This is a genomic window from Bacteroides xylanisolvens XB1A, from assembly GCF_000210075.1.
Classification (GTDB): Bacteria; Bacteroidota; Bacteroidia; order Bacteroidales; family Bacteroidaceae; genus Bacteroides; species Bacteroides xylanisolvens.
The window spans coordinates 5697363-5716469 of sequence record NC_021017.1; the positions used below are offsets into that span (position 1 = coordinate 5697363).

General features: G+C 42.6%; 19 protein-coding genes. 12 read left to right on the forward strand and 7 right to left on the reverse strand.

Translation table 11 applies throughout. The features are described from left to right. Positions 1-561: 561 nt before the first annotated feature. Positions 562-1581: an energy transducer TonB gene (locus BXY_RS22370; protein WP_015533013.1), complete on the reverse strand. Its 1020-nt coding sequence runs from the start codon at positions 1579-1581 to the stop codon at positions 562-564. A gap of 120 nt (positions 1582-1701) precedes the next feature. Here BXY_RS22370 and pheS point away from each other — a divergent pair, with 120 nt between their 5' ends. The 8 genes from pheS to BXY_RS22410 all read left to right on the forward strand — a co-directional run bounded on the left by pheS (position 1702) and on the right by BXY_RS22410 (position 11779). Further along, positions 1702-2721: a phenylalanine--tRNA ligase subunit alpha gene (gene pheS, locus BXY_RS22375; protein ID WP_004314231.1), complete on the forward strand. Its 1020-nt coding sequence runs from the start codon at positions 1702-1704 to the stop codon at positions 2719-2721. Between the two features lie 155 nt (positions 2722-2876). Continuing rightward, a complete protein-coding gene (locus tag BXY_RS22380) occupies positions 2877-4076 on the forward strand; it encodes an MFS transporter (RefSeq protein ID WP_015533014.1) in 1200 nt (399 codons plus the stop codon). Continuing rightward, the gene (nth, locus tag BXY_RS22385; protein ID WP_008026019.1) at positions 4073-4750 is read left to right on the forward strand and encodes an endonuclease III; all 678 of its coding nucleotides are present in this window, start codon (positions 4073-4075) and stop codon (positions 4748-4750) included. Before BXY_RS22380 ends, nth begins: the two co-directional genes overlap by 4 nt. A gap of 93 nt (positions 4751-4843) precedes the next feature. Further along, on the forward strand, positions 4844-6103 hold the full coding sequence (locus BXY_RS22390; protein ID WP_004300866.1) for a phosphoglycerate kinase: 1260 nt from the start codon (positions 4844-4846) through the stop codon (positions 6101-6103). A 117-nt stretch (positions 6104-6220) separates the two neighbouring features. Continuing rightward, complete coding sequence (locus BXY_RS22395) at positions 6221-7195, forward strand: ABC transporter substrate-binding protein (protein ID WP_134993155.1); 975 nt, start codon at positions 6221-6223, stop codon at positions 7193-7195. Positions 7196-7205: 10 nt separating this feature from the next. Beyond that, positions 7206-8249, forward strand: coding sequence for a porin family protein (locus tag BXY_RS22400; RefSeq protein WP_121960182.1), 1044 nt, complete (start codon positions 7206-7208; stop codon positions 8247-8249). A 130-nt stretch (positions 8250-8379) separates the two neighbouring features. Beyond that, on the forward strand, positions 8380-9564 hold the full coding sequence (locus tag BXY_RS22405) for a DUF418 domain-containing protein (RefSeq protein ID WP_015533017.1): 1185 nt from the start codon (positions 8380-8382) through the stop codon (positions 9562-9564). 7 nt (positions 9565-9571) lie between these two features. Further along, positions 9572-11779 (forward strand): tetratricopeptide repeat protein, encoded by a 2208-nt coding sequence (locus tag BXY_RS22410; RefSeq protein ID WP_015533018.1) that lies wholly within the window; start codon positions 9572-9574, stop codon positions 11777-11779. Between the two features lie 143 nt (positions 11780-11922). On the opposite strand, the gene BXY_RS22415 is transcribed toward BXY_RS22410, so the two are convergent. From BXY_RS22415 to BXY_RS22435, 5 genes are all read right to left on the reverse strand, one after another. Next, a complete protein-coding gene (locus BXY_RS22415; RefSeq protein ID WP_015533019.1) occupies positions 11923-12504 on the reverse strand; it encodes a Maf-like protein in 582 nt (193 codons plus the stop codon). A gap of 70 nt (positions 12505-12574) precedes the next feature. Further along, complete coding sequence (locus BXY_RS22420; RefSeq protein ID WP_008026011.1) at positions 12575-13096, reverse strand: KdsC family phosphatase; 522 nt, start codon at positions 13094-13096, stop codon at positions 12575-12577. After that, positions 13077-13871 carry a Rossmann-like and DUF2520 domain-containing protein gene (locus BXY_RS22425; RefSeq protein ID WP_015533020.1) on the reverse strand — a complete coding sequence of 265 codons (795 nt, stop codon included), beginning with the start codon at positions 13869-13871 and terminating at the stop codon, positions 13077-13079. The genes BXY_RS22420 and BXY_RS22425 overlap by 20 nt, the downstream gene beginning before the upstream one ends. Before the next feature lie 7 nt (positions 13872-13878). Further along, entirely contained in the window at positions 13879-14214 is a 336-nt protein-coding gene (locus tag BXY_RS22430; protein WP_007756900.1) for a hypothetical protein, read from the reverse strand. 2 nt (positions 14215-14216) lie between these two features. Then, positions 14217-14753, reverse strand: coding sequence for a nitroreductase family protein (locus BXY_RS22435; protein WP_008771322.1), 537 nt, complete (start codon positions 14751-14753; stop codon positions 14217-14219). A gap of 180 nt (positions 14754-14933) precedes the next feature. Here BXY_RS22435 and BXY_RS22440 point away from each other — a divergent pair, with 180 nt between their 5' ends. Then, positions 14934-15158, forward strand: a complete 225-nt coding sequence (locus BXY_RS22440) for a hypothetical protein (RefSeq protein WP_008026002.1) — start codon at positions 14934-14936, stop codon at positions 15156-15158. 88 nt (positions 15159-15246) lie between these two features. Here the strand turns inward: BXY_RS22440 and BXY_RS22445 are convergent, their stop codons facing one another. Then, on the reverse strand, positions 15247-15789 hold the full coding sequence (locus BXY_RS22445) for a beta-class carbonic anhydrase (protein ID WP_015533021.1): 543 nt from the start codon (positions 15787-15789) through the stop codon (positions 15247-15249). Between the two features lie 150 nt (positions 15790-15939). Here BXY_RS22445 and BXY_RS22450 point away from each other — a divergent pair, with 150 nt between their 5' ends. From BXY_RS22450 to BXY_RS22460, 3 genes are all read left to right on the forward strand, one after another. Beyond that, positions 15940-16938 (forward strand): GNAT family N-acetyltransferase, encoded by a 999-nt coding sequence (locus BXY_RS22450; RefSeq protein ID WP_015533022.1) that lies wholly within the window; start codon positions 15940-15942, stop codon positions 16936-16938. Positions 16939-17113: 175 nt separating this feature from the next. Then, on the forward strand, positions 17114-17518 hold the full coding sequence (mce, locus tag BXY_RS22455) for a methylmalonyl-CoA epimerase (RefSeq protein WP_002561104.1): 405 nt from the start codon (positions 17114-17116) through the stop codon (positions 17516-17518). Positions 17519-17546: 28 nt separating this feature from the next. Continuing rightward, positions 17547-19100 (forward strand): acyl-CoA carboxylase subunit beta, encoded by a 1554-nt coding sequence (locus BXY_RS22460; protein WP_004300890.1) that lies wholly within the window; start codon positions 17547-17549, stop codon positions 19098-19100. Positions 19101-19107 lie beyond the last annotated feature (7 nt).

Here is a 19107-nt window from a genome sequence, read left to right on the forward strand (position 1 = left end):
AAATGTACTCCAACATAATCAGGCTATTATAGAGTAAAGGTTGTTTCATCGGCGAGAAACTACAGTTCCATCGGTGAGAAACTATAGTTTCATCAGTAAGAAACTAATAGTTCCAAGCAAGAGAAACAAAAGTTTCAAGCCTACGAAACTATAGTTTCAAGCCGCAGAACAAATAGTTTCAAGGCTTGAAACTATCAGTCACAAGGTAGATCCCGTCCCGTAAGTACAAGGGTAATAAATAGAATAGCCTATCTGCCTGTAGTTAATACTATTTAGGCAATGAAACTTCATCTGTGATTTTTACTTGATTCGGGTATGCAGCTCTATCATACCTTTGTAGTGCGTTTATCTCTCCTTGGCTTTGCAGTGACAGCACGATTGCCGTCACAGTGCTGTCACCACGTTGCTGTCACGCCATTATTTTCTCATTATCAAATAGTTAAACAACAGTCTGTGACAGATGACAGCAAATTTATTTTTTTATTTATTAGAGAGGCTGAACCTAAGTTCAAGTTATAAATGCAATATCTCTTTTTTATTAATCGGACTTTGGATACAAAGTTACTTATTTTTCCGATAAAGTTGCGGACGGAAAGGAATATAAAGAGTATAATTACTATCCGCCGGCTTTCCTCCCGCCAATGCAGGGGACCATTTCGGCATCCCTTTAACAATGCGGAGAGCCTCCTCTGCAAATTCCGGATGAGTGGAACGTAGAATATGAGGACGAAGGATAACCCCTTCCTTATCAATAGTAAACTCACACAAAGCATAACCCGAAACATTCTTCTCTAAAAGTCCTGCCGGATAAACCATTTCATTGGCAATATATTCTTCCGGACTCTTCGCAGAGAAATGAGCAGGTTCTTCCACCTGCTTTCCGGAAAGCGTCTTTGCGCGGGGACCTACCGGATAAATTCCAACATACATCGGTTGTTTATAAGCATCCGGTTCTTCCTTACTACGCTGTTGCAATGCTTTCAATAAAGAAGCAGCCTCTTCCGCCAATGTCTGTTCCGAAATATTCTCTCCCCGAGATAACATATATGCCGACTGACAAACCAATACAAGACGTTCCATCAACGTTCCTTTTTCCGGCGACCATTTTCGTCCCATCCGTTCTTTGCCTTTTGCGTCCATAGAAGAAAAGTAATAGACAATTCCATCCAGACCAGCCGTAGAACCATCCAGATCCTGCACCTGCTCTGTCACCAAACGAAAGATAGCCCCTAAAGACTGATACAGGGAAGCGCTGATGACAACCGATTTAGTATCCACGGTTACTGTCCCCTTCTCCGCCTGCCAATAGGTACGGGATAGTGTATTCGAAATCAGCGTATAACGCCCGTTTTTCTTTTCTACCGACATTGCATACTCCGGCGAAAAGGAAGGGATAGCTGCGAAACGCGCGTATGGCTGTTTCTGAAAGCCAGTATTAAGTAAAGAAAACACACTACGGTAATATTCGCCTAACTCGCCTGTATAAGAAGAAAAAGGTTTCACTGGCTCCAAATAGTCAATCTGGGCCGCCAGGCGAAAAGAAAAGGTTAAAAGCAGAAGACAGAAAACAATCTTTTTCATAAGTTGCCGGATTTTCGGTACATATCGGCAACAAAGATACAAATTATTTCGATGGTTCGTGATAAAATTATATCTTTGCACGGTTTTTACTAAGAAACTGAATAACAATACATCGAAAATATGATAGCTAAGATTGAACAACTTCTGAAAGAGGTGGAAGCCTTACACGCCTCCAATGCCGAAGAACTCGAAGCTCTCCGCATCAAATACCTAAGTAAGAAGGGAGCCATTAACGACTTAATGGCAGATTTCCGTAATGTAGCTGCCGATCAGAAAAAAGAAGTCGGCATGAGACTGAATGAACTGAAAACAAAAGCGCAGGACAAAATCAACGCGCTGAAAGAATTGTTTGAAAGTCAGGACAATGATTGTGACGGATTGGATTTGACGCGTTCGGCTTATCCCGTGGAACTCGGTACACGCCACCCGCTCACCATTGTAAAGAACGAAATCATTGATATCTTTGCCCGCCTGGGATTCAGTATTGCCGAAGGTCCGGAAATTGAAGATGACTGGCATGTATTCTCGGCACTGAACTTTGCCGAAGATCATCCGGCACGCGATATGCAGGACACTTTCTTTATCGAAGCTCACCCGGACGTAGTATTGCGCACGCATACTTCTTCCGTACAGACCCGTGTGATGGAAACTTCACAACCTCCTATCCGCATCATCTGCCCGGGACGTGTGTATCGTAACGAAGCAATCAGCTATCGCGCACACTGTTTCTTCCATCAGGTAGAAGCGTTGTATGTAGACAAAAACGTATCGTTCACCGACTTGAAACAAGTATTGTTGCTTTTCGCTAAAGAAATGTTCGGTGCTGATACAAAGATTCGTCTGCGTCCGTCTTACTTCCCGTTCACTGAACCTAGTGCGGAAATGGACATCAGCTGTAATATCTGCGGCGGTAAAGGTTGTCCGTTCTGTAAACACACCGGCTGGGTAGAAATCCTCGGTTGCGGTATGGTAGACCCGAACGTACTTGAATCTAACGGTATAGACAGTAAAATATACAGCGGTTATGCTCTCGGTATGGGTATCGAACGTATCACAAATCTGAAATATCAGGTGAAAGACCTGCGTATGTTCTCTGAAAATGATACTCGCTTCCTGAAAGAATTCGAGAGCGCTTACTAAATTTAGATTTCACCACAGAGGACGCAAAGGACACAGAGTTTTTATTTCAGCCGTATCAACTACGACTCGTTTTTCATAGAAAGTCATTAGAAAGAAAAAACTCCGTGAAACTCTGCGTCCTCTGCGTCCTCTGTGGTGAAATAAATAAATTCATTATGGCAAAGGATAGACTCATTACTCCCAGTTATTGTTTCATCTTGGCAGCCAACTTCCTGCTCTACTTCGGCTTTTGGTTGTTGATTCCTGTTTTGCCGTTCTATTTATCAGAATTCTTCCAAACTGGAAATTCCACTATTGGCATTGTACTTTCCTGCTATACGGTAGCCGCTCTCTGCATCCGTCCGTTTTCCGGTTATCTGCTCGACACGTTTGCCCGCAAACCTCTTTATCTGTTTGCTTACTTCATCTTTATGATGATGTTCGGCGGATACCTGATAGCCGGCTCCCTTACCTTATTTATTATATTCCGAATCATTCATGGCGTCTCTTTCGGAATGGTTACAGTAGGAGGAAACACGGTAGTGATAGACATTATGCCATCTTCCCGCCGTGGAGAAGGTTTAGGCTATTACGGACTTACCAACAATACAGCTATGTCCATCGGGCCGATGTTCGGACTGTTTCTGCACGATGCAGGAGTCTCTTTTGCTACGATCTTCTGTTACGCATTCGGTTCCTGCATTTTAGGTTTCCTATGTGCCAGTCTGGTAAAAACGCCCTATAAACCTCCTGTGAAACGGGAACCGATTTCACTCGACCGTTTTATTTTGATGAAAGGACTGCCAGCCGGATTTAGCCTATTGTTACTTTCCATCCCTTACGGAATGACAACCAACTATGTCGCCATGTATGCCCGCCAAATAGGATTAAACACGCAAACCGGATTCTTCTTCACCTTTATGGCTGTCGGGATGGCAATCTCCCGCATCTTTTCGGGGAAACTGGTGGATCGCGGAAAAATAACGCAAGTAATAATAGCCGGATTATACCTGGTTGTCTGCAGTTTCTTCCTGCTTTCAGCCTGTGTGTATCTGATTCAATGGAATGATACTGTTTGCAACATCCTGTTTTTTGGTATCGCATTGTTGATGGGGGTCGGATTTGGAATCATGTTTCCGGCATTTAATACGTTGTTTGTCAACCTTGCCCCCAATAGCCAGCGGGGAACAGCCACTTCCACCTATCTTACCTCTTGGGACGTAGGAATCGGTATCGGTATGCTGACCGGTGGATATATCGCAGAAATTAGTACATTTGATAAGGCTTATCTTTTCGGAGCCTGCCTGACAGTAGTTTCCGCCCTCTATTTCAAACTAAAAGTGACGCCTCATTACCATAAAAACAAGCTACGATGAGAAAGAAAGAACGTTATGAGAAAGTAATCGCCTGGTTTCAGGACAATGTACCTGTAGCCGAGACCGAACTGCATTACAACAATCCGTATGAGTTGCTGATCGCTGTTATTCTTTCTGCACAATGTACGGACAAACGGGTGAATATCATCACTCCTCCTTTGTATAAAGATTTTCCGACTCCGGAAGCGCTGGCAGCCACTACGCCGGAAGTTATTTTCGAATATATACGAAGCGTATCCTATCCGAACAACAAAGCCAAACATTTGGTTGGTATGGCAAAGATGCTGGTGAATGACTTCAACAGTCAGGTGCCCGACAATCTGGATGATTTGATAAAGTTGCCCGGTGTAGGAAGAAAAACAGCCAATGTCATCCAGTCGGTTGTGTTTAATAAGGCTGCAATGGCGGTAGATACACACGTATTCCGTGTCAGCCATCGCATCGGACTGGTGCCGGATAGTTGCACTACCCCGTTCAGTGTGGAAAAAGAATTGGTGAAGAATATTCCGGAAAAACTAATACCGATTGCCCACCATTGGCTCATTCTGCATGGTCGTTATGTTTGTCAGGCACGCGCTCCCAAATGTGACACCTGTGGTTTGCAAATGATGTGCAAATATTTCTGTAACACCTATAAAGTTACAAAAGAGGAACCAAAAGCCAAGAATAAATAACGATTTAATAGCAAGGAACCGAAATAAATAGTAACTTTGCGGTCGTTCTAAAAGAAGAATTTTAAAAACACTTTTAAATAAAAATAGAGTATTATGCAGACAATTGACAAATTCAATTTTGCCGGTAAAAAGGCATTTGTTCGCGTGGACTTCAATGTACCCCTGGACGAAAACTTCAACATTACAGATGACACTCGTATGCGTGCAGCTCTTCCTACTTTGAAGAAGATCCTGGCAGACGGCGGAAGCATCATCATTGGCTCTCACCTGGGCCGTCCGAAAGGCGTTGCCGATAAATTCTCTTTGAAACATATCATCAAGCATCTGTCTGAATTGCTGGGCGTTGAAGTTCAGTTCGCTAACGACTGCATGGGCGAAGAAGCTGCTGTAAAAGCTGCTGCTCTGCAACCGGGAGAAGTGCTGTTGCTCGAAAACCTTCGCTTCTATGCTGAAGAAGAAGGCAAACCAAGAGGTTTGGCTGAAGATGCAACTGACGAAGAAAAAGCTGCTGCCAAGAAAGCAGTAAAAGAAAGCCAGAAAGAATTTACCAAGAAATTGGCTTCTTACGCTGACTGCTACGTAAACGACGCATTTGGTACTGCTCACCGTGCACACGCTTCTACAGCATTGATCGCTAAATATTTCGATGTAAACAACAAGATGTTCGGTTACCTGATGGAAAAAGAAGTGAAAGCCGTTGACAAAGTATTGAACGACATCAAACGTCCGTTCACTGCTATCATGGGTGGTTCTAAAGTTTCTTCTAAAATCGAAATCATCGAAAACCTGTTGAGCAAGGTAGACAACTTAATCATCGCCGGTGGTATGACTTATACATTTACTAAAGCGATGGGTGGTAAAATCGGTATCTCTATCTGTGAGGACGACAAACTTGACCTGGCTTTGGATTTGATGAAGAAAGCAAAAGAAAAAGGTGTAAACCTGGTATTGGCTGTTGACGCTAAGATTGCTGACGCATTCTCTAACGATGCAAATACTAAATTCTGTGCTGTTGACGAAATTCCTGACGGATGGGAAGGTCTTGACATCGGTCCTAAGACTGAAGAAATCTTCGCTAACGTTATCAAAGAATCTAAGACTATTCTTTGGAACGGTCCTACAGGCGTATTCGAATTTGACAACTTCACTCACGGCTCACGTGCAGTAGGTGAAGCAATCGTTGAAGCAACTAAGAACGGCGCATTCTCACTTGTGGGTGGTGGCGACTCTGTAGCTTGTGTTAACAAGTTCGGTTTGGCTAGCGGTGTATCTTACGTTTCAACCGGTGGTGGCGCATTGCTCGAAGCAATCGAAGGAAAAGTTCTTCCGGGTATCGCTGCTATTCAAGAATAATAGAACTAGATAATTAGTTAATTTTTTAAATAGTTAATGATAAGAGGGCAGTTCTTTGTGAAAAGAGTTGCCCTTATTTATAAAAAACGGAGTTCCTCTTATTTACAAAAACGAGGTATGAAAAGACCGATACTACTCTTTTGGTTCATCCTTCTCTTCCTTTACTCCTGCCAGAGTAAAAAAGGAGACGGCTCTTTTTTACCTCTAACCGAACTGCAACCACTCACCCTGGGCATGATACCTACACTGGACGGACTCCCTTTCCATATAGCTAAAACACAAGGTATCTACGATTCATTAGGGCTGAACCTGACTATTCTTTCATTCAACTCTGCCAACGACCGGGACGCTGCTTTCCAGACCGAGAAAATGGATGGCATGATTACCGACTATCCCAGCGCAGTAGTGCTGCAAGCTATCCATCATGCTGATTTAGGGCTCGTCCTGAAAAATGATGGTTATTTCTGCTTCATTGTCTCTAAAGAAAGTAATATCAACCAACTGGAACAGCTCAAGGAAAAGAATATTGCTGTGTCACGCAACACAGTTATCGAATATGCTACCGACCAGTTATTAAGCAAAGCCGGAATCAGTCTTTCAAAAATGAATATGCCGGAAATCGGCCAGCTTCCTCTCCGGCTGCAAATGTTGCAGTACAATCAGATTGACGCCTCTTTCCTGCCCGACCCTGCCGCATCCATCGCCATGAACAGCCAGCATCGTTCATTGGTAAGTACACAGGAATTGGGCATTGATTTTACGGCTACCGCTTTTTCACGAAAAGCGCTCAACCAAAAAAGAAAAGAAATCGAACTACTCATCACAGGTTATAATCTGGGAGTAGATTATATAAAAATGCATCCACAGAAGGAATGGGAGCAAGTGCTGATAGAAATAGGTGTACCGGAAAATCTGACAGGACTCGTCGCCCTCCCCAATTATCAAAAAGCAAAACACCCTTCGGCTGAAGGGATAGATAAAGCTATACACTGGTTGAAAGAAAACCATCGAATCCCCGAAACCTACTCTGAAAAGAATCTGATTGACACAACGTATATCCCCACAGTATCAACCATAATCAAAATCAAATAACAACTAACTCATGCGAAAAACACTACTCCAATTCTTAACCTTTGTATTATGCATTACAGGTATGCAAAATCTTCTTCTGGCACAGGAGAAGAAACCACTAAATCAAGTTGTCAACACACTGAAAGAACGGATTAGTCTCTCCGGATATGCCCAATTGGGATATACTTATGACGATGCAGCGAACCCGGACAATACATTCGACATCAAGCGAATTATTTTCATGGCACACGGAAAGATCACCAAACGGTGGACTTGTGATTTTATGTATGACTTCTACAATGGGGGCATGTTACTCGAAGTGTATACCGATTATCAGTTTCTCCCCGGACTTACGGCACGTATCGGTGAATTCAAGGTTCCTTATACCATAGAAAATGAATTATCTCCTACCACAGTAGAACTCATCAATTGTTATTCACAGTCGGTTTGTTATCTGGCGGGAGTAAGCGGCAGCGATAAGTGTTACGGAATGACGTCCGGACGGGATATCGGTATGATGCTTCACGGAAAATTATTTCGCGACTTCCTGCAATACAAAGTGGCTGTAATGAACGGACAGGGATTGAACACCAAAGACAAAAACAGTCAAAAAGATGTAGTCGGTAACTTGATGGTTAATCCGCTGAAATGGTTATCCGTAGGTGGTTCGTTTATCCGCGGAACAGGACATGCCATAGCAGATTCGGAATATACCGGAATTAAAGCCGGAGAAAATTACGCCAAGAAACGCTGGAGTGCAGGAGGGGTTGTCACCACTTCCACCTTTAATCTGCGCACGGAATATCTTGCCGGAAAAGACCGGAGTGTGAAAAGCGAAGGTTTCTATGCAACAGGCAGTGTACGCTTTGCCCGGAATTTCGATTTCATCGCTTCGTTCGATTATTTCAACCCGAACAAAGCTGCTGATTTCAAACAGAATAACTATATTGCAGGCGTACAATACTGGTTCTACCCTAGATGCCGCTTACAAGCACAATATACCTTTTGCGACAAGAAAGGAGACGGACAAAAAGACTCCAATCTGATACAGGCACAGGTGCAGGTAAGGTTTTAAATTAAGTATCAATTAAGTATCAAGTATTAAGTATTAGCATCCGGTATTAGGGCTGGAGTAGCAGTATTGAAACAGCGGAATCAAATAATTATAGAATATCAACCTTGTAAATAACAGAAACGAAGAAATCATGGAACACAAAATCGCGGAAACCAACGCCCGAATAGACGTGGCCGACGTATTAAGAGGATTAGCAGTAATGGGAATTATTCTCTTACACAGTATTGAACATTTTAATTTCTACTCTTTCCCGGAAGAAGTACCTTTTGAATGGATGAAATTTACCGATCAGGCTATTTGGAGAGGATTATTCTTCACATTCAGTAACAAAGCATACGCTGTGTTTGCCCTGCTCTTCGGTTTCAGTTTCTACATTCAAGACAACAACCAACAACGAAGAGGGAAAGATTTCCGCTTGCGTTTTTTATGGAGATTATTCATTCTCTTCATGATAGGACAGTTCAATGCTGCTTTCTTTACCGGTGAAATATTGACTATGTATGCGATTTTAGGAATTATCCTTCCGATATTCTGCCGGATGAGTGACCGCACGGTTGTCATCTTCGCTACTTTATTAATTCTACAACCTATCGATTGGGTGAAATTGATTTATGCTTTGTGTAATCCTGACTATGTGGCAGGAAAAAGTTTGGCAGGTTATTATTTCAGCATTGCTTTCGACGTACAAAAGAACGGAACTTTCCTCGAAACAGTCCGCATGAATATGTGGGAAGGACAACTGGCCAACATGACCTGGGCACTGGAACATGGACGTATCTTACAGACACCGGGGTTATTCTTATTCGGAATGCTTGTCGGTCGCCGCAAATATTTCCTGTACAGCGAACAGAACGAACGCCTGTGGTTAAAGGCATTGGCCGTTTCGCTTCTCTGCTTCTTCCCCATCTACGGATTGAACAATATGCTGCCGGAATTCATCGAACGAAGTGCCATCCTTGTTCCCTTGCAATTGATATTAAGTTCATTCAGCAACCTTAGCTTCATGGTATTGCTGGTAACGGGATTACTGCTGACTTTCTACCGTGTGAAAGACCGCAGTTTCTTTATGCGTTTCACATCTTATGGTAAAATGAGTTTAACGAACTACCTCGGGCAATCTATTTTCGGTTCTCTTTTGTTCTATCATTGGGGATTTGAACTTGGACGATATTTAGGAATCACTTACAGTTTCCTTTTTGGCATCCTTTTTGTTCTATTACAAATGGTATTTTGTTCGTGGTGGCTCCGACACCATAAACACGGTCCTTTTGAAGGTCTCTGGAAACGTTTGACCTGGATTGGAAAAAATAAATAATTAAAGAATGATGAACGAAAAAACGATTAATGAACAATACGCATATATACGTACTTTACTTGAAGAGAAAAGACTCAAAGAAGCCTTAATGCAGTTGGAATCTTTGCTGTGGCAGTGTCCTGACTGGGATTTGCGCACTCGCCTGGAACAATTGCAGACCTCTTACAAATATATGCTGGAATACATGAAACAGGGAGCAAACGACCCTGACCGGTGGAATCTGTATCAAAAAATGGTAGCAGACACTTGGGGAATTGCCGACCAATCACGTTTGCTCATGTTGGATAACGCTTCATCAAGATATTATCATGAGGTACGCCGTACTCCCAGATCGGCGGACTTGTCGAACTATGGTATTAAAACAATATTACACATATTGGAGTCATTTAATGACGACTTGGCAGTCAGCGGATTACTGTCTGACGAAAAGATGGATGAAGTATTAAGACGGCATGAAGATACGCTCAAGTTTATGTTTATAAGAACATGGACAAACAGTGCATGGACTCCCGAGGACGAGGAAGACGCAAAAGCTATGCTTGCCTCGGAATTACTTCCGGGAGATGACTTATGCTTATTTGTCAGTGCCCTCACATTGAGCTTGATGGAATGTTTCGACATACGAAAAATAATGTGGCTGCTCAATGCTTACGAACACCCTAACGTCAACGTCAGCCAACGGGCATTGGTAGGTACAATGATTATCTTCCACATCTACAGAAGCCGTCTTTCTTTTTATCCGGAACTTATCAAAAGGGTAGATCTCATGGAGGAAATACCTTCATTCAGAGAAGACGTCGCACGTATTTACCGCCAAATGCTATTGTGTCAGGAAACGGAAAAGATTGATAAAAAGATGAGGGAAGAGATTATTCCTGAAATGCTGAAGAATGTTTCCTCCATGAAAAATATGCGATTCGGTTTTGAAGAAAACGATGAAGAAAACAATGATATGAACCCGGATTGGGAAGATGCGTTCGAGAAGTCCGGCCTGGGAGATAAATTGCGTGAAATGAACGAATTGCAATTAGAGGGCGCAGATGTGTATATGAGCACTTTTGCCGCATTGAAAAATTATCCGTTCTTCCGCGAGGTGCATAACTGGTTTTATCCATTCAGCAAACAACAGTCCAATGTGCTCAAAGCAATGAAACAAGCGGGAAATCAGGGAGGCAGTCTGCTGGATTTAATTCTTCAATCGGGCTTTTTCAGCAACAGCGATAAGTACTCGCTCTTTTTCACGATTCATCAATTGCCACAGTCGCAACAAGATATGATGTTGAGTCAGTTGAACGAACAGCAGGTGGCAGAATTGGCAGAGAAATCGAATGTTGAAACAATGAAGAGGTTCAATGAACGTCCGGGAACGGTCAGCAACCAATACCTGCACGACTTGTACCGTTTCTTCAAACTTAGTGTACGCAAGAGTGAGTTCAGAGATATTTTTAAAGAGAAGCTCGATCTTCATCACGTTCCTGCACTCGACAATATCTTGTATTGGGAAGATGTATTGTTCCCCATTGCCGATTTTTATCTGGCAAAGGAACGTTGGGACGAGGCTATTGAAATTTATGAAGAACTGGAGTCTATTGGAGGATTCGAAGGAGAAAGTGCGGAATATTATCAGAAGTTTGGCTATGCATTACAGAAAAGAAAGAAATATGCAGAAGCTATTCAGGCTTATCTGAAAGCAGACACGCTGAAGCCGGATAATATCTGGAACAATCGCCACCTGGCTATTTGTTACCGGTTAAACAGAAACTATCAGGCTGCACTCACTTATTATAAAAAGGTAGAAGAAGCTGCTCCGGAAGATACCAATGTGACTTTCTATATCGGTAGTTGCCTGGCTGAACTGGGACAATATGAGGAAGCTCTGAATTATTTCTTCAAGTTGGATTTCATCGAGAACAATTGTATAAAGGCGTGGCGCGGCATCGGTTGGTGCTCGTTCATCAGTCAGAAATATGAACAGGCGATGAAATATTATGAAAAGATTATTAAACAAAAGCCGCTGGCTATTGATTATATGAACGCAGGGCATGTGGCCTGGGTAATGGGAGATATTCAGAAAGCTGCCGTTTTCTACGGAAAAGCCATTACAGCTAGTGGGAACCGGGAAAGATTCTTGGAGATGTTCCACAAAGATGAAGAATCTCTTCTCACACAAGGGATTCGAGAAGAGGACATTCCTCTGATGTTGGATTTATTATAGTCTCCTGCATCTTTCAATTCGGGATATTCAGTAAATATCCCTGCTTAAGAATACAGAAAAAGGTTGCCTCATTTTCTATTTTGAGGCAGCCTTTTCATATTATTGGATTAAGTAGAAATATTCAGATAGATTCAGAATCCTTACTATAACTTTTTCAACTCTCCATACAACTTCTGTATGGGAAGTCCCATAATATTATAGAAGCTACCTGAAATTGATTTCACACCGATATACCCGATCCATTCCTGAACGCCATACGCTCCTGCCTTATCCATCGGCTGATAGCGGTCGACATAATACTGGATTTCATCTTCTGACAAGACATCAAACAATACTTCAGAGGAAGCGGTAAAGCTTTTTTGCCATTCGGTAGTAGTCAGGCAAACACCTGTGAAAACCTGATGAGACTTTCCCGAAAGAGCACGAAGCATTTCAATGGCTCCTTCCCTGCCCTCCGGTTTTCCAAGTACTTTTCCATCCATCCAGACAATGGTATCTGCTGTAATCAATAATTCTCCCGGCTCCATCATGGTACGATAAGCATCTGCTTTTTCACGAGCAATATATTCGGGTATTTCAGCACCAACCAATGTATCCGGATATGACTCGTCTACATCCGGCAATGTTCTGACTACATAGTCCACTCCCAAGCCTGACATCAATTCTTTCCGACGGGGAGAATTGGAGGCTAGTATAATCTGATATTTCTTTAAATTATCAAGCATGATTCGATTTATGATTTATAATTTATGGTTTATGGTTGAAAATACTTTTTATTGATGTCACCAGTTGATTTCACCAGCCGAAAGCATCTTCTGCCATCCACAGACCATGAGCTTTCAGTACTTGCTCCACTACATCACGTCCGCAACCACGTCCGCCGTCTGCATAAGAGATATACTTTGCTACGGATTTCACTTCCGGCACGGCATCTTTCGGACAACATGGAAGTCCACATTCACGCATCACTTCAATATCCGGAACATCATCGCCCATATAGAGAATTTCATCATCGGTCAGTCCGTATTTATCACGAAAATCACGATAATCGTGTATCTTGACGGCAGATCCCATATACAGATCCTTCACGCCCAGTCCTTCAAAACGGATACGCACTGCTTCTGTACGGCCACCGGTAATGATGGCTATGTGAAGTCCTTTTTTCACAGCCAACTGGATGGCGTACCCATCTTTGATATTCACGGTACGCATCGGCTCTCCGGAAGGATGCAAAGGTACGGTTGTCGAACTCAATACTCCGTCTACGTCAAAAGCTAAAGCCTTGATACGGGATAAATCATAGTTGATGGTGCTCATGGATACTTTTGCTCATTAGTTTATATATTTCCTGCAATGCCGGAGAATCTACCAACATGGCAAGATGATTGTTCATCACATTCTCATCGTAACGGACAGCGGGTCCGGTCTGTGCATCACGTGGTGCCAGCTCGTGTACTTTACGTGCCGTTTCGTCTATCAGCGGAAGCATGACATCGAAAGGCAAGTTGTATTTTTCAAGCAAATCAGCAGCTAATGCATACATGTGATTTGTGAAGTTGCAGATAAAAACAGCTGCCAAATGAAGGCTTTTACGCTGCTCGGAAGAAGCTTCATAAACTTTCTCTGAAAGAGTGGCGGCAACAGCTTTCAAGAGCTCTACATCTTCCGGTCGTTTCGCTTCAACAAAGAAAGGCACTTCCTGAAAATTGACCTCACGTTGTTTGCTGAATGTCTGCATCGGATAGAATACCCCATAGCGTTCTGCATGCCCTTCCCAAATACTCATCGGGATACTTCCCGCGGTATGCACCAACAAAGAACTCTGTTTCCCTTCTGTTATCTGCGGCAACAAATCTACTAAAGCGGCATCTTTCAAAGATACGATATATAATTTGGCATCTTTGGAGACTTCCTGTAAATCTGTAGTATATTCAGCTTCAACTTTCTCGGCTAAAGTACGGGCAGATTCCATGGTCCGGCTATATACCTGCACAATACGGAAGCCTTTATGATAGAGAGCCTTCGCCAGATTAGTAGCTAGATTACCTGCGCCAATAAACACAATCGGTGTATCTTCTATACTTCTCTTCATTATTTCCTTATCGTTTTGCAAACCAGAATAAAATGATTCCGATAATGAGCAGAGTCAATGGCAGCAGATACCCGGATAACGAACCCAGCAATGACATAACCAAGCCGATATTCATCACTAGCCAAAGACCAAGTAACACAAAACCAATTGATTTATCGCGTTTGAAAATAAGAAAACAGATCGAAGCATACAATAACATATTGTCTTTATTCATCACCCAAGGTAGCCCGAGGGTAGAGAAATGAATCAGTTTATCAATCAGATAAAGTGCTCCGATAACGATAAAGGTAACAGCAGTAGCCAAATAAGTATCTTTGCTGTTACTCGCTTTAGCAGCTCCCATATTTATTTTCCTCCGAATTTATTTATGTGAATTTTCTCCCATTGAAGATGTTCTTCGTTGAAAGGTTTACGTTCCATCCCTTTATGTCCGATAGCAATAACGGAAAGAATTTGAAGTTGCAGAGGAATACCCAGGATTCCATGAACAAATTCATCGGAAGGCATTCCGGTAGCAGTGAAACGTTCGCGGACCTGCACCCAGCAGCTTCCCAAGCCGAGATCTTCGGCCTGCAACTGTATCATGATAGAAGCAATAGAAGCATCTTCAATCCAAACATCACTGGCCAACGGATCGGCCATTACCACAATTGCCAAAGCAGCGTCGGCAATGAATGAAGAAGCCTGTTCCTTACAATGAGACAATTCTTTCAATACCTCTTTATCATCAATCACTACAAACTGCCAACTATTACTACGTTTGGAAGAAGGAGACATCAAAGCTGCTTTCATCAACGTAACTACCTGATCTTGTGTCAACTCTTCATCGGTGAACTTCCGCATACTACGACGGTTCTTTATTAATTCACTGAAATTTTCCATATTATTTTCCGGTTTCATTTGATTAATGTATGCAAAGATAATGCAAACCGAGCGTAATAGGAAATAAAAGTATCTTTTTCATTTCTATTGTCAGAAGGGAATCTATGAAATGAAAAGAGTGCCAAATACTCCACTAAATGAAGAATATATTGTATCTTTGCACAGATAAATAATTTCATTATGAAAAAGCGAATTACACAAGACGATTACATTAAAGCGAATCGTAAAGCTAGCCGTGAGGCAGAAATTGAGATGTACGGGCACCCTATTTGTCACAAACGAGTGCACCAGTCAAAGAAAGTATATAACCGCAGAAAGATAAAGGCAGCCGATAAAAAGCTGCCTTATTTTTTTGTCTTCAAAATAGCGTCACTATCCTCCAGACATAGCGACACTATACAATAGGAATGGCGTCACTATCATGATAGGATAGCGTCACTATATTTAGGGGATTAAAAAAGAAGTTTATCTATTTACCTATCTATCTAATTATCTATACAATCCGAGTTAATTCCCCGGTTGTAGAATCAATAATAAACCCGTAGACTGTCACATCTGAAGGGATCAAAGGATGACGCACGATAAAATCTACTGTTCCTCTCACCGACTTTTCTGTATCTTCGAAACCATCCAGCCACGAATGAAAGTCAACTCCGCAGAAACGCATCATGTCAATATAATCCGGATTGATCCCACGTGCTTTCATTTTTTCGAGCATTACTTCACTGTGCATGTGGCAAGCTCCACAGTCAGAATGAGCAATCACCATTATTTCCTCTACCCCCAACTCAAAAATAGCCACAAGTAAACTACGTATCACGCTACCGAAAGGATGGGAAATAACGCCACCTGCATTTTTTATCATTTTTACATCGCCATTCTTAATTCCTAATGCGGCTGGAAGCCAAGCAGTCAGTCGGGTGTCCATACAGGAAAGAATAGCTATTTTCTTATCGGGATATTTATTAGTAATATACGATTCGTATCCCTTGTTCTCAACAAATTGCTTGTTGTAAGCTAAAATTTCTTCTAACATAGTTCCGCTTTTTAAAAGTTCTGTTCGATTACGCAAAGATAGAAAAAATATATAAAGGTGCATTTTTTACAACTATATATATCAAGCAACTCCAACAAAATCTTTGTTTTGTTGTTGAATAAAGAATAAAAAGTGTAAATTTGTACCTAGATGCCACTTAAACTAACCACATATTATCATGGGAAGGACATTCCTGAATTGCCGGGAAAAAACGCCTTCCATTCCAAAGAGTTATTTCAAATTTATGAAGCGACTCCGGGGTATACTCCTTTATTAATAGTGGCAACAGAAGACGGCAGACCTGTAGCACGCCTGCTTGCTGCCATCCGCAAAGCGAAAAAGTGGCTTCCCTCCTCTTTAGTGAAACATTGCGTAGTATATAGCGAAGGTGAATTTCTGGATGAGTCGCTTTCGACCAACAAAGAAAAGGCAGAAGAAATCTTTGGCGATATGCTCGAACATCTCACACAAGAAGCATCGCGTAGCTGTGTCCTGATCGAATTCCGGAACCTCAATAATTCGATGTTCGGTTACCGGGTTTTCCGTGCCAATGATTATTTCCCTGTCAATTGGCTGCGGGTACGCAATTCGCTGCACAGTATGAAAAAGACGGAAGACCGGTTCAGCCCGTCGCGCATCCGTCAGATAAAAAAAGGACTCAAGAATGGAGCCAAAGTAGAGGAGGCACATACCGTGGAAGAAATACACGATTTCTCACGGATGCTGCACAAGGTTTATTCCTCCCGCATACGCAGATATTTCCCTGCCAACGACTTTTTCCGTCACATGAACGATATGCTAATCAAAGGACAACAGGCAAAAATATTCGTAGTAAAATACAAAGAGAAAATCATTGGCGGTTCCGTCTGTATCTACTCGGGAGATGACGCCTACCTTTGGTTCTCCGGGGGAATGAAAAAGACATACGCACTTCAGTATCCGGGAGTGCTGGCCGTTTGGAAGGCATTGGAAGACGCCCGCCAACGGGGATTCCGTCACATGGAATTTATGGATGTAGGACTTCCGTTCCGCAAACACGGTTATCGTGATTTCGTTCTCCGATTCGGAGGAAAGCAAAGCAGTACCCGCCGCTGGTTCCGTGTCAATTGGAATTGGCTGAACAAACTCTTAGTCAAATTTTATGTCTAAATGTAATCTCAAGATTACAAAACAACTCTTCATACTCCTTCCCTACCATTTTTTCTGTTTAATAATCCAATAATTAAATGCAGAAATATTTCTTTATTAGGTAAGAAATGTCTTTCTTTGTGCTGTTTTATGCCATATAAGCACATGATTAAAACCAAATAAAAAAAGTATAGTTATGAAGATTTCACACATTGAACATCTGGGCATTGCTGTAAAAAGCATCGAAGAAGCCCTTCCTTACTACGAAAATGTATTAGGTCTGAAGTGTTACAACATTGAAACAGTGGAAGATCAGAAAGTAAGAACTGCTTTTTTAAAAGTAGGCGAAACCAAAATTGAACTGTTGGAGCCGACTTGCCCGGAGAGTACTATTGCCAAATTCATTGAAAACAAAGGTGCAGGTGTTCACCACGTTGCCTTTGCTGTAGAAGATGGCGTAGCCAATGCTTTGGCAGAAGCAGAAAGCAAAGAAATCCGCCTTATCGACAAAGCTCCCCGCAAGGGTGCTGAAGGTTTGAATATTGCTTTCCTTCACCCGAAATCAACTTTGGGCGTGTTGACAGAACTCTGCGAACATTAATCATAAACTCTAAAACCAACAAGAACTCATGAGTAATCAACTTGAAAAAATTAAAGAGCTTATTGAACGCCGTGCCGTAGCACGTATCGGAGGCGGCGAAAAAGCAATTGCGAAGCAACATGAAAAAGGGAAATACACAGCACGCGAGCGTTTGGCTATGCTGCTTGACGAGGGTAGCTTCGAAGAAATGGACATGTTCGTTGAGCACAGATGCACGAACTTCGGAATGGAGAAAAAACATTATCCGGGAGACGGTGTGGTAACCGGCTGCGGTACAATCGAAGGACGTCTGGTATATGTGTTCGCACAGGACTTCACTGTTTCTGCCGGTTCACTGTCAGAAACAATGTCATTGAAGATTTGTAAAATTATGGATCAGGCCATGAAGATGGGTGCTCCTTGTATCGGTATCAACGACTCGGGTGGTGCACGTATCCAGGAAGGTATCAACGCTTTGGCAGGTTATGCAGAAATCTTCCAACGCAACATCCTTGCTTCAGGTGTTATTCCGCAGATTTCCGGTATCTTCGGTCCTTGTGCCGGTGGTGCTGTTTATTCTCCGGCTCTGACCGACTTCACACTGATGATGGAAGGCACTTCTTATATGTTCCTCACCGGACCGAAAGTGGTGAAGACCGTTACAGGTGAAGACGTTAGCCAGGAAAACCTCGGTGGCGCAAGCGTTCACTCCACTAAATCGGGTGTGACTCATTTCACCGCCCAAACAGAAGAAGAAGGTTTCGAACTGATTCGCAAACTGTTGAGCTATATTCCTCAAAACAACCTCGAAGAAGCTCCTTATGTAGATTGCACAGACCCAATCGACCGTCTGGAAGATTCTTTGAACGATATTATCCCCGACAGCCCTACTAAACCGTATGACATGTACGAAGTGATCGGCGCTATTGTGGACAACGGTGAATTCCTTGAAATCCAGAAAGATTATGCAAAGAATATCATCATTGGTTTCGCCCGCTTCAACGGACAATCGGTAGGTATCGTTGCTAATCAGCCTAAGTATCTGGCTGGTGTGCTCGACAGTAACGCATCTCGTAAGGGTGCACGTTTCGTTCGTTTCTGCGATGCATTCAATATTCCTATCGTATCGTTGGTAGACGTACCGGGATTCCTTCCGGGAACAGGTCAGGAATACAATGGCGTTATCCTTCATGGTGCTAAACTGTTGTATGCTTACGGTGAAGCTACTGTGCCTAAGGTTACTATCACATTGCGTAAATCTTACGGTGGTTCTCACATCGTAATGAGCTGTAAGCAACTTCGCGGTGACATGAACTACGCATGGCCTACTGCCGAAATCGCAGTAATGGGTGGTGCAGGAGCAGTAGAAGTATTGTACGCACGCGAAGCCAAAGATCAGGAAAACCCTGCTCAATTCCTTGCAGAGAAAGAAGCAGAATACACGAAACTGTTCGCCAATCCTTACAATGCAGCTAAATATGGCTACATTGACGATGTGATTGAACCACGCAACACACGTTTCCGTGTGATCCGAGCTTTGCAGCAGTTGCAGACTAAGAAATTGAGTAATCCGGCTAAGAAGCATGGTAATATTCCGTTGTAATCCTACT

What these genes read in the sequence shown, in the direction of transcription:
- BXY_RS22395 (WP_134993155.1), top strand. Translation starts at nt 6,221, where the DNA reads ATGAAAAGACCGATACTACTCTTTTGGTTCATCCTTCTCTTCCTTTAC.
- BXY_RS22410 (WP_015533018.1), top strand. Translation starts at nt 9,572, where the DNA reads ATGATGAACGAAAAAACGATTAATGAACAATACGCATATATACGTACT.
- BXY_RS22370 (WP_015533013.1), bottom strand. Translation starts at nt 1,581, where the DNA reads ATGAAAAAGATTGTTTTCTGTCTTCTGCTTTTAACCTTTTCTTTTCGC.
- mce (WP_002561104.1), top strand. Translation starts at nt 17,114, where the DNA reads ATGAAGATTTCACACATTGAACATCTGGGCATTGCTGTAAAAAGCATC.
- BXY_RS22435 (WP_008771322.1), bottom strand. Translation starts at nt 14,753, where the DNA reads ATGGAAAATTTCAGTGAATTAATAAAGAACCGTCGTAGTATGCGGAAG.
- nth (WP_008026019.1), top strand. Translation starts at nt 4,073, where the DNA reads ATGAGAAAGAAAGAACGTTATGAGAAAGTAATCGCCTGGTTTCAGGAC.
- BXY_RS22445 (WP_015533021.1), bottom strand. Translation starts at nt 15,789, where the DNA reads ATGTTAGAAGAAATTTTAGCTTACAACAAGCAATTTGTTGAGAACAAG.
- BXY_RS22400 (WP_121960182.1), top strand. Translation starts at nt 7,206, where the DNA reads ATGCGAAAAACACTACTCCAATTCTTAACCTTTGTATTATGCATTACA.
- BXY_RS22430 (WP_007756900.1), bottom strand. Translation starts at nt 14,214, where the DNA reads ATGGGAGCTGCTAAAGCGAGTAACAGCAAAGATACTTATTTGGCTACT.
- BXY_RS22380 (WP_015533014.1), top strand. Translation starts at nt 2,877, where the DNA reads ATGGCAAAGGATAGACTCATTACTCCCAGTTATTGTTTCATCTTGGCA.
- BXY_RS22390 (WP_004300866.1), top strand. Translation starts at nt 4,844, where the DNA reads ATGCAGACAATTGACAAATTCAATTTTGCCGGTAAAAAGGCATTTGTT.
- BXY_RS22425 (WP_015533020.1), bottom strand. Translation starts at nt 13,871, where the DNA reads ATGAAGAGAAGTATAGAAGATACACCGATTGTGTTTATTGGCGCAGGT.
- BXY_RS22450 (WP_015533022.1), top strand. Translation starts at nt 15,940, where the DNA reads ATGCCACTTAAACTAACCACATATTATCATGGGAAGGACATTCCTGAA.
- BXY_RS22440 (WP_008026002.1), top strand. Translation starts at nt 14,934, where the DNA reads ATGAAAAAGCGAATTACACAAGACGATTACATTAAAGCGAATCGTAAA.
- BXY_RS22460 (WP_004300890.1), top strand. Translation starts at nt 17,547, where the DNA reads ATGAGTAATCAACTTGAAAAAATTAAAGAGCTTATTGAACGCCGTGCC.
- pheS (WP_004314231.1), top strand. Translation starts at nt 1,702, where the DNA reads ATGATAGCTAAGATTGAACAACTTCTGAAAGAGGTGGAAGCCTTACAC.
- BXY_RS22415 (WP_015533019.1), bottom strand. Translation starts at nt 12,504, where the DNA reads ATGCTTGATAATTTAAAGAAATATCAGATTATACTAGCCTCCAATTCT.
- BXY_RS22420 (WP_008026011.1), bottom strand. Translation starts at nt 13,096, where the DNA reads ATGAGCACCATCAACTATGATTTATCCCGTATCAAGGCTTTAGCTTTT.
- BXY_RS22405 (WP_015533017.1), top strand. Translation starts at nt 8,380, where the DNA reads ATGGAACACAAAATCGCGGAAACCAACGCCCGAATAGACGTGGCCGAC.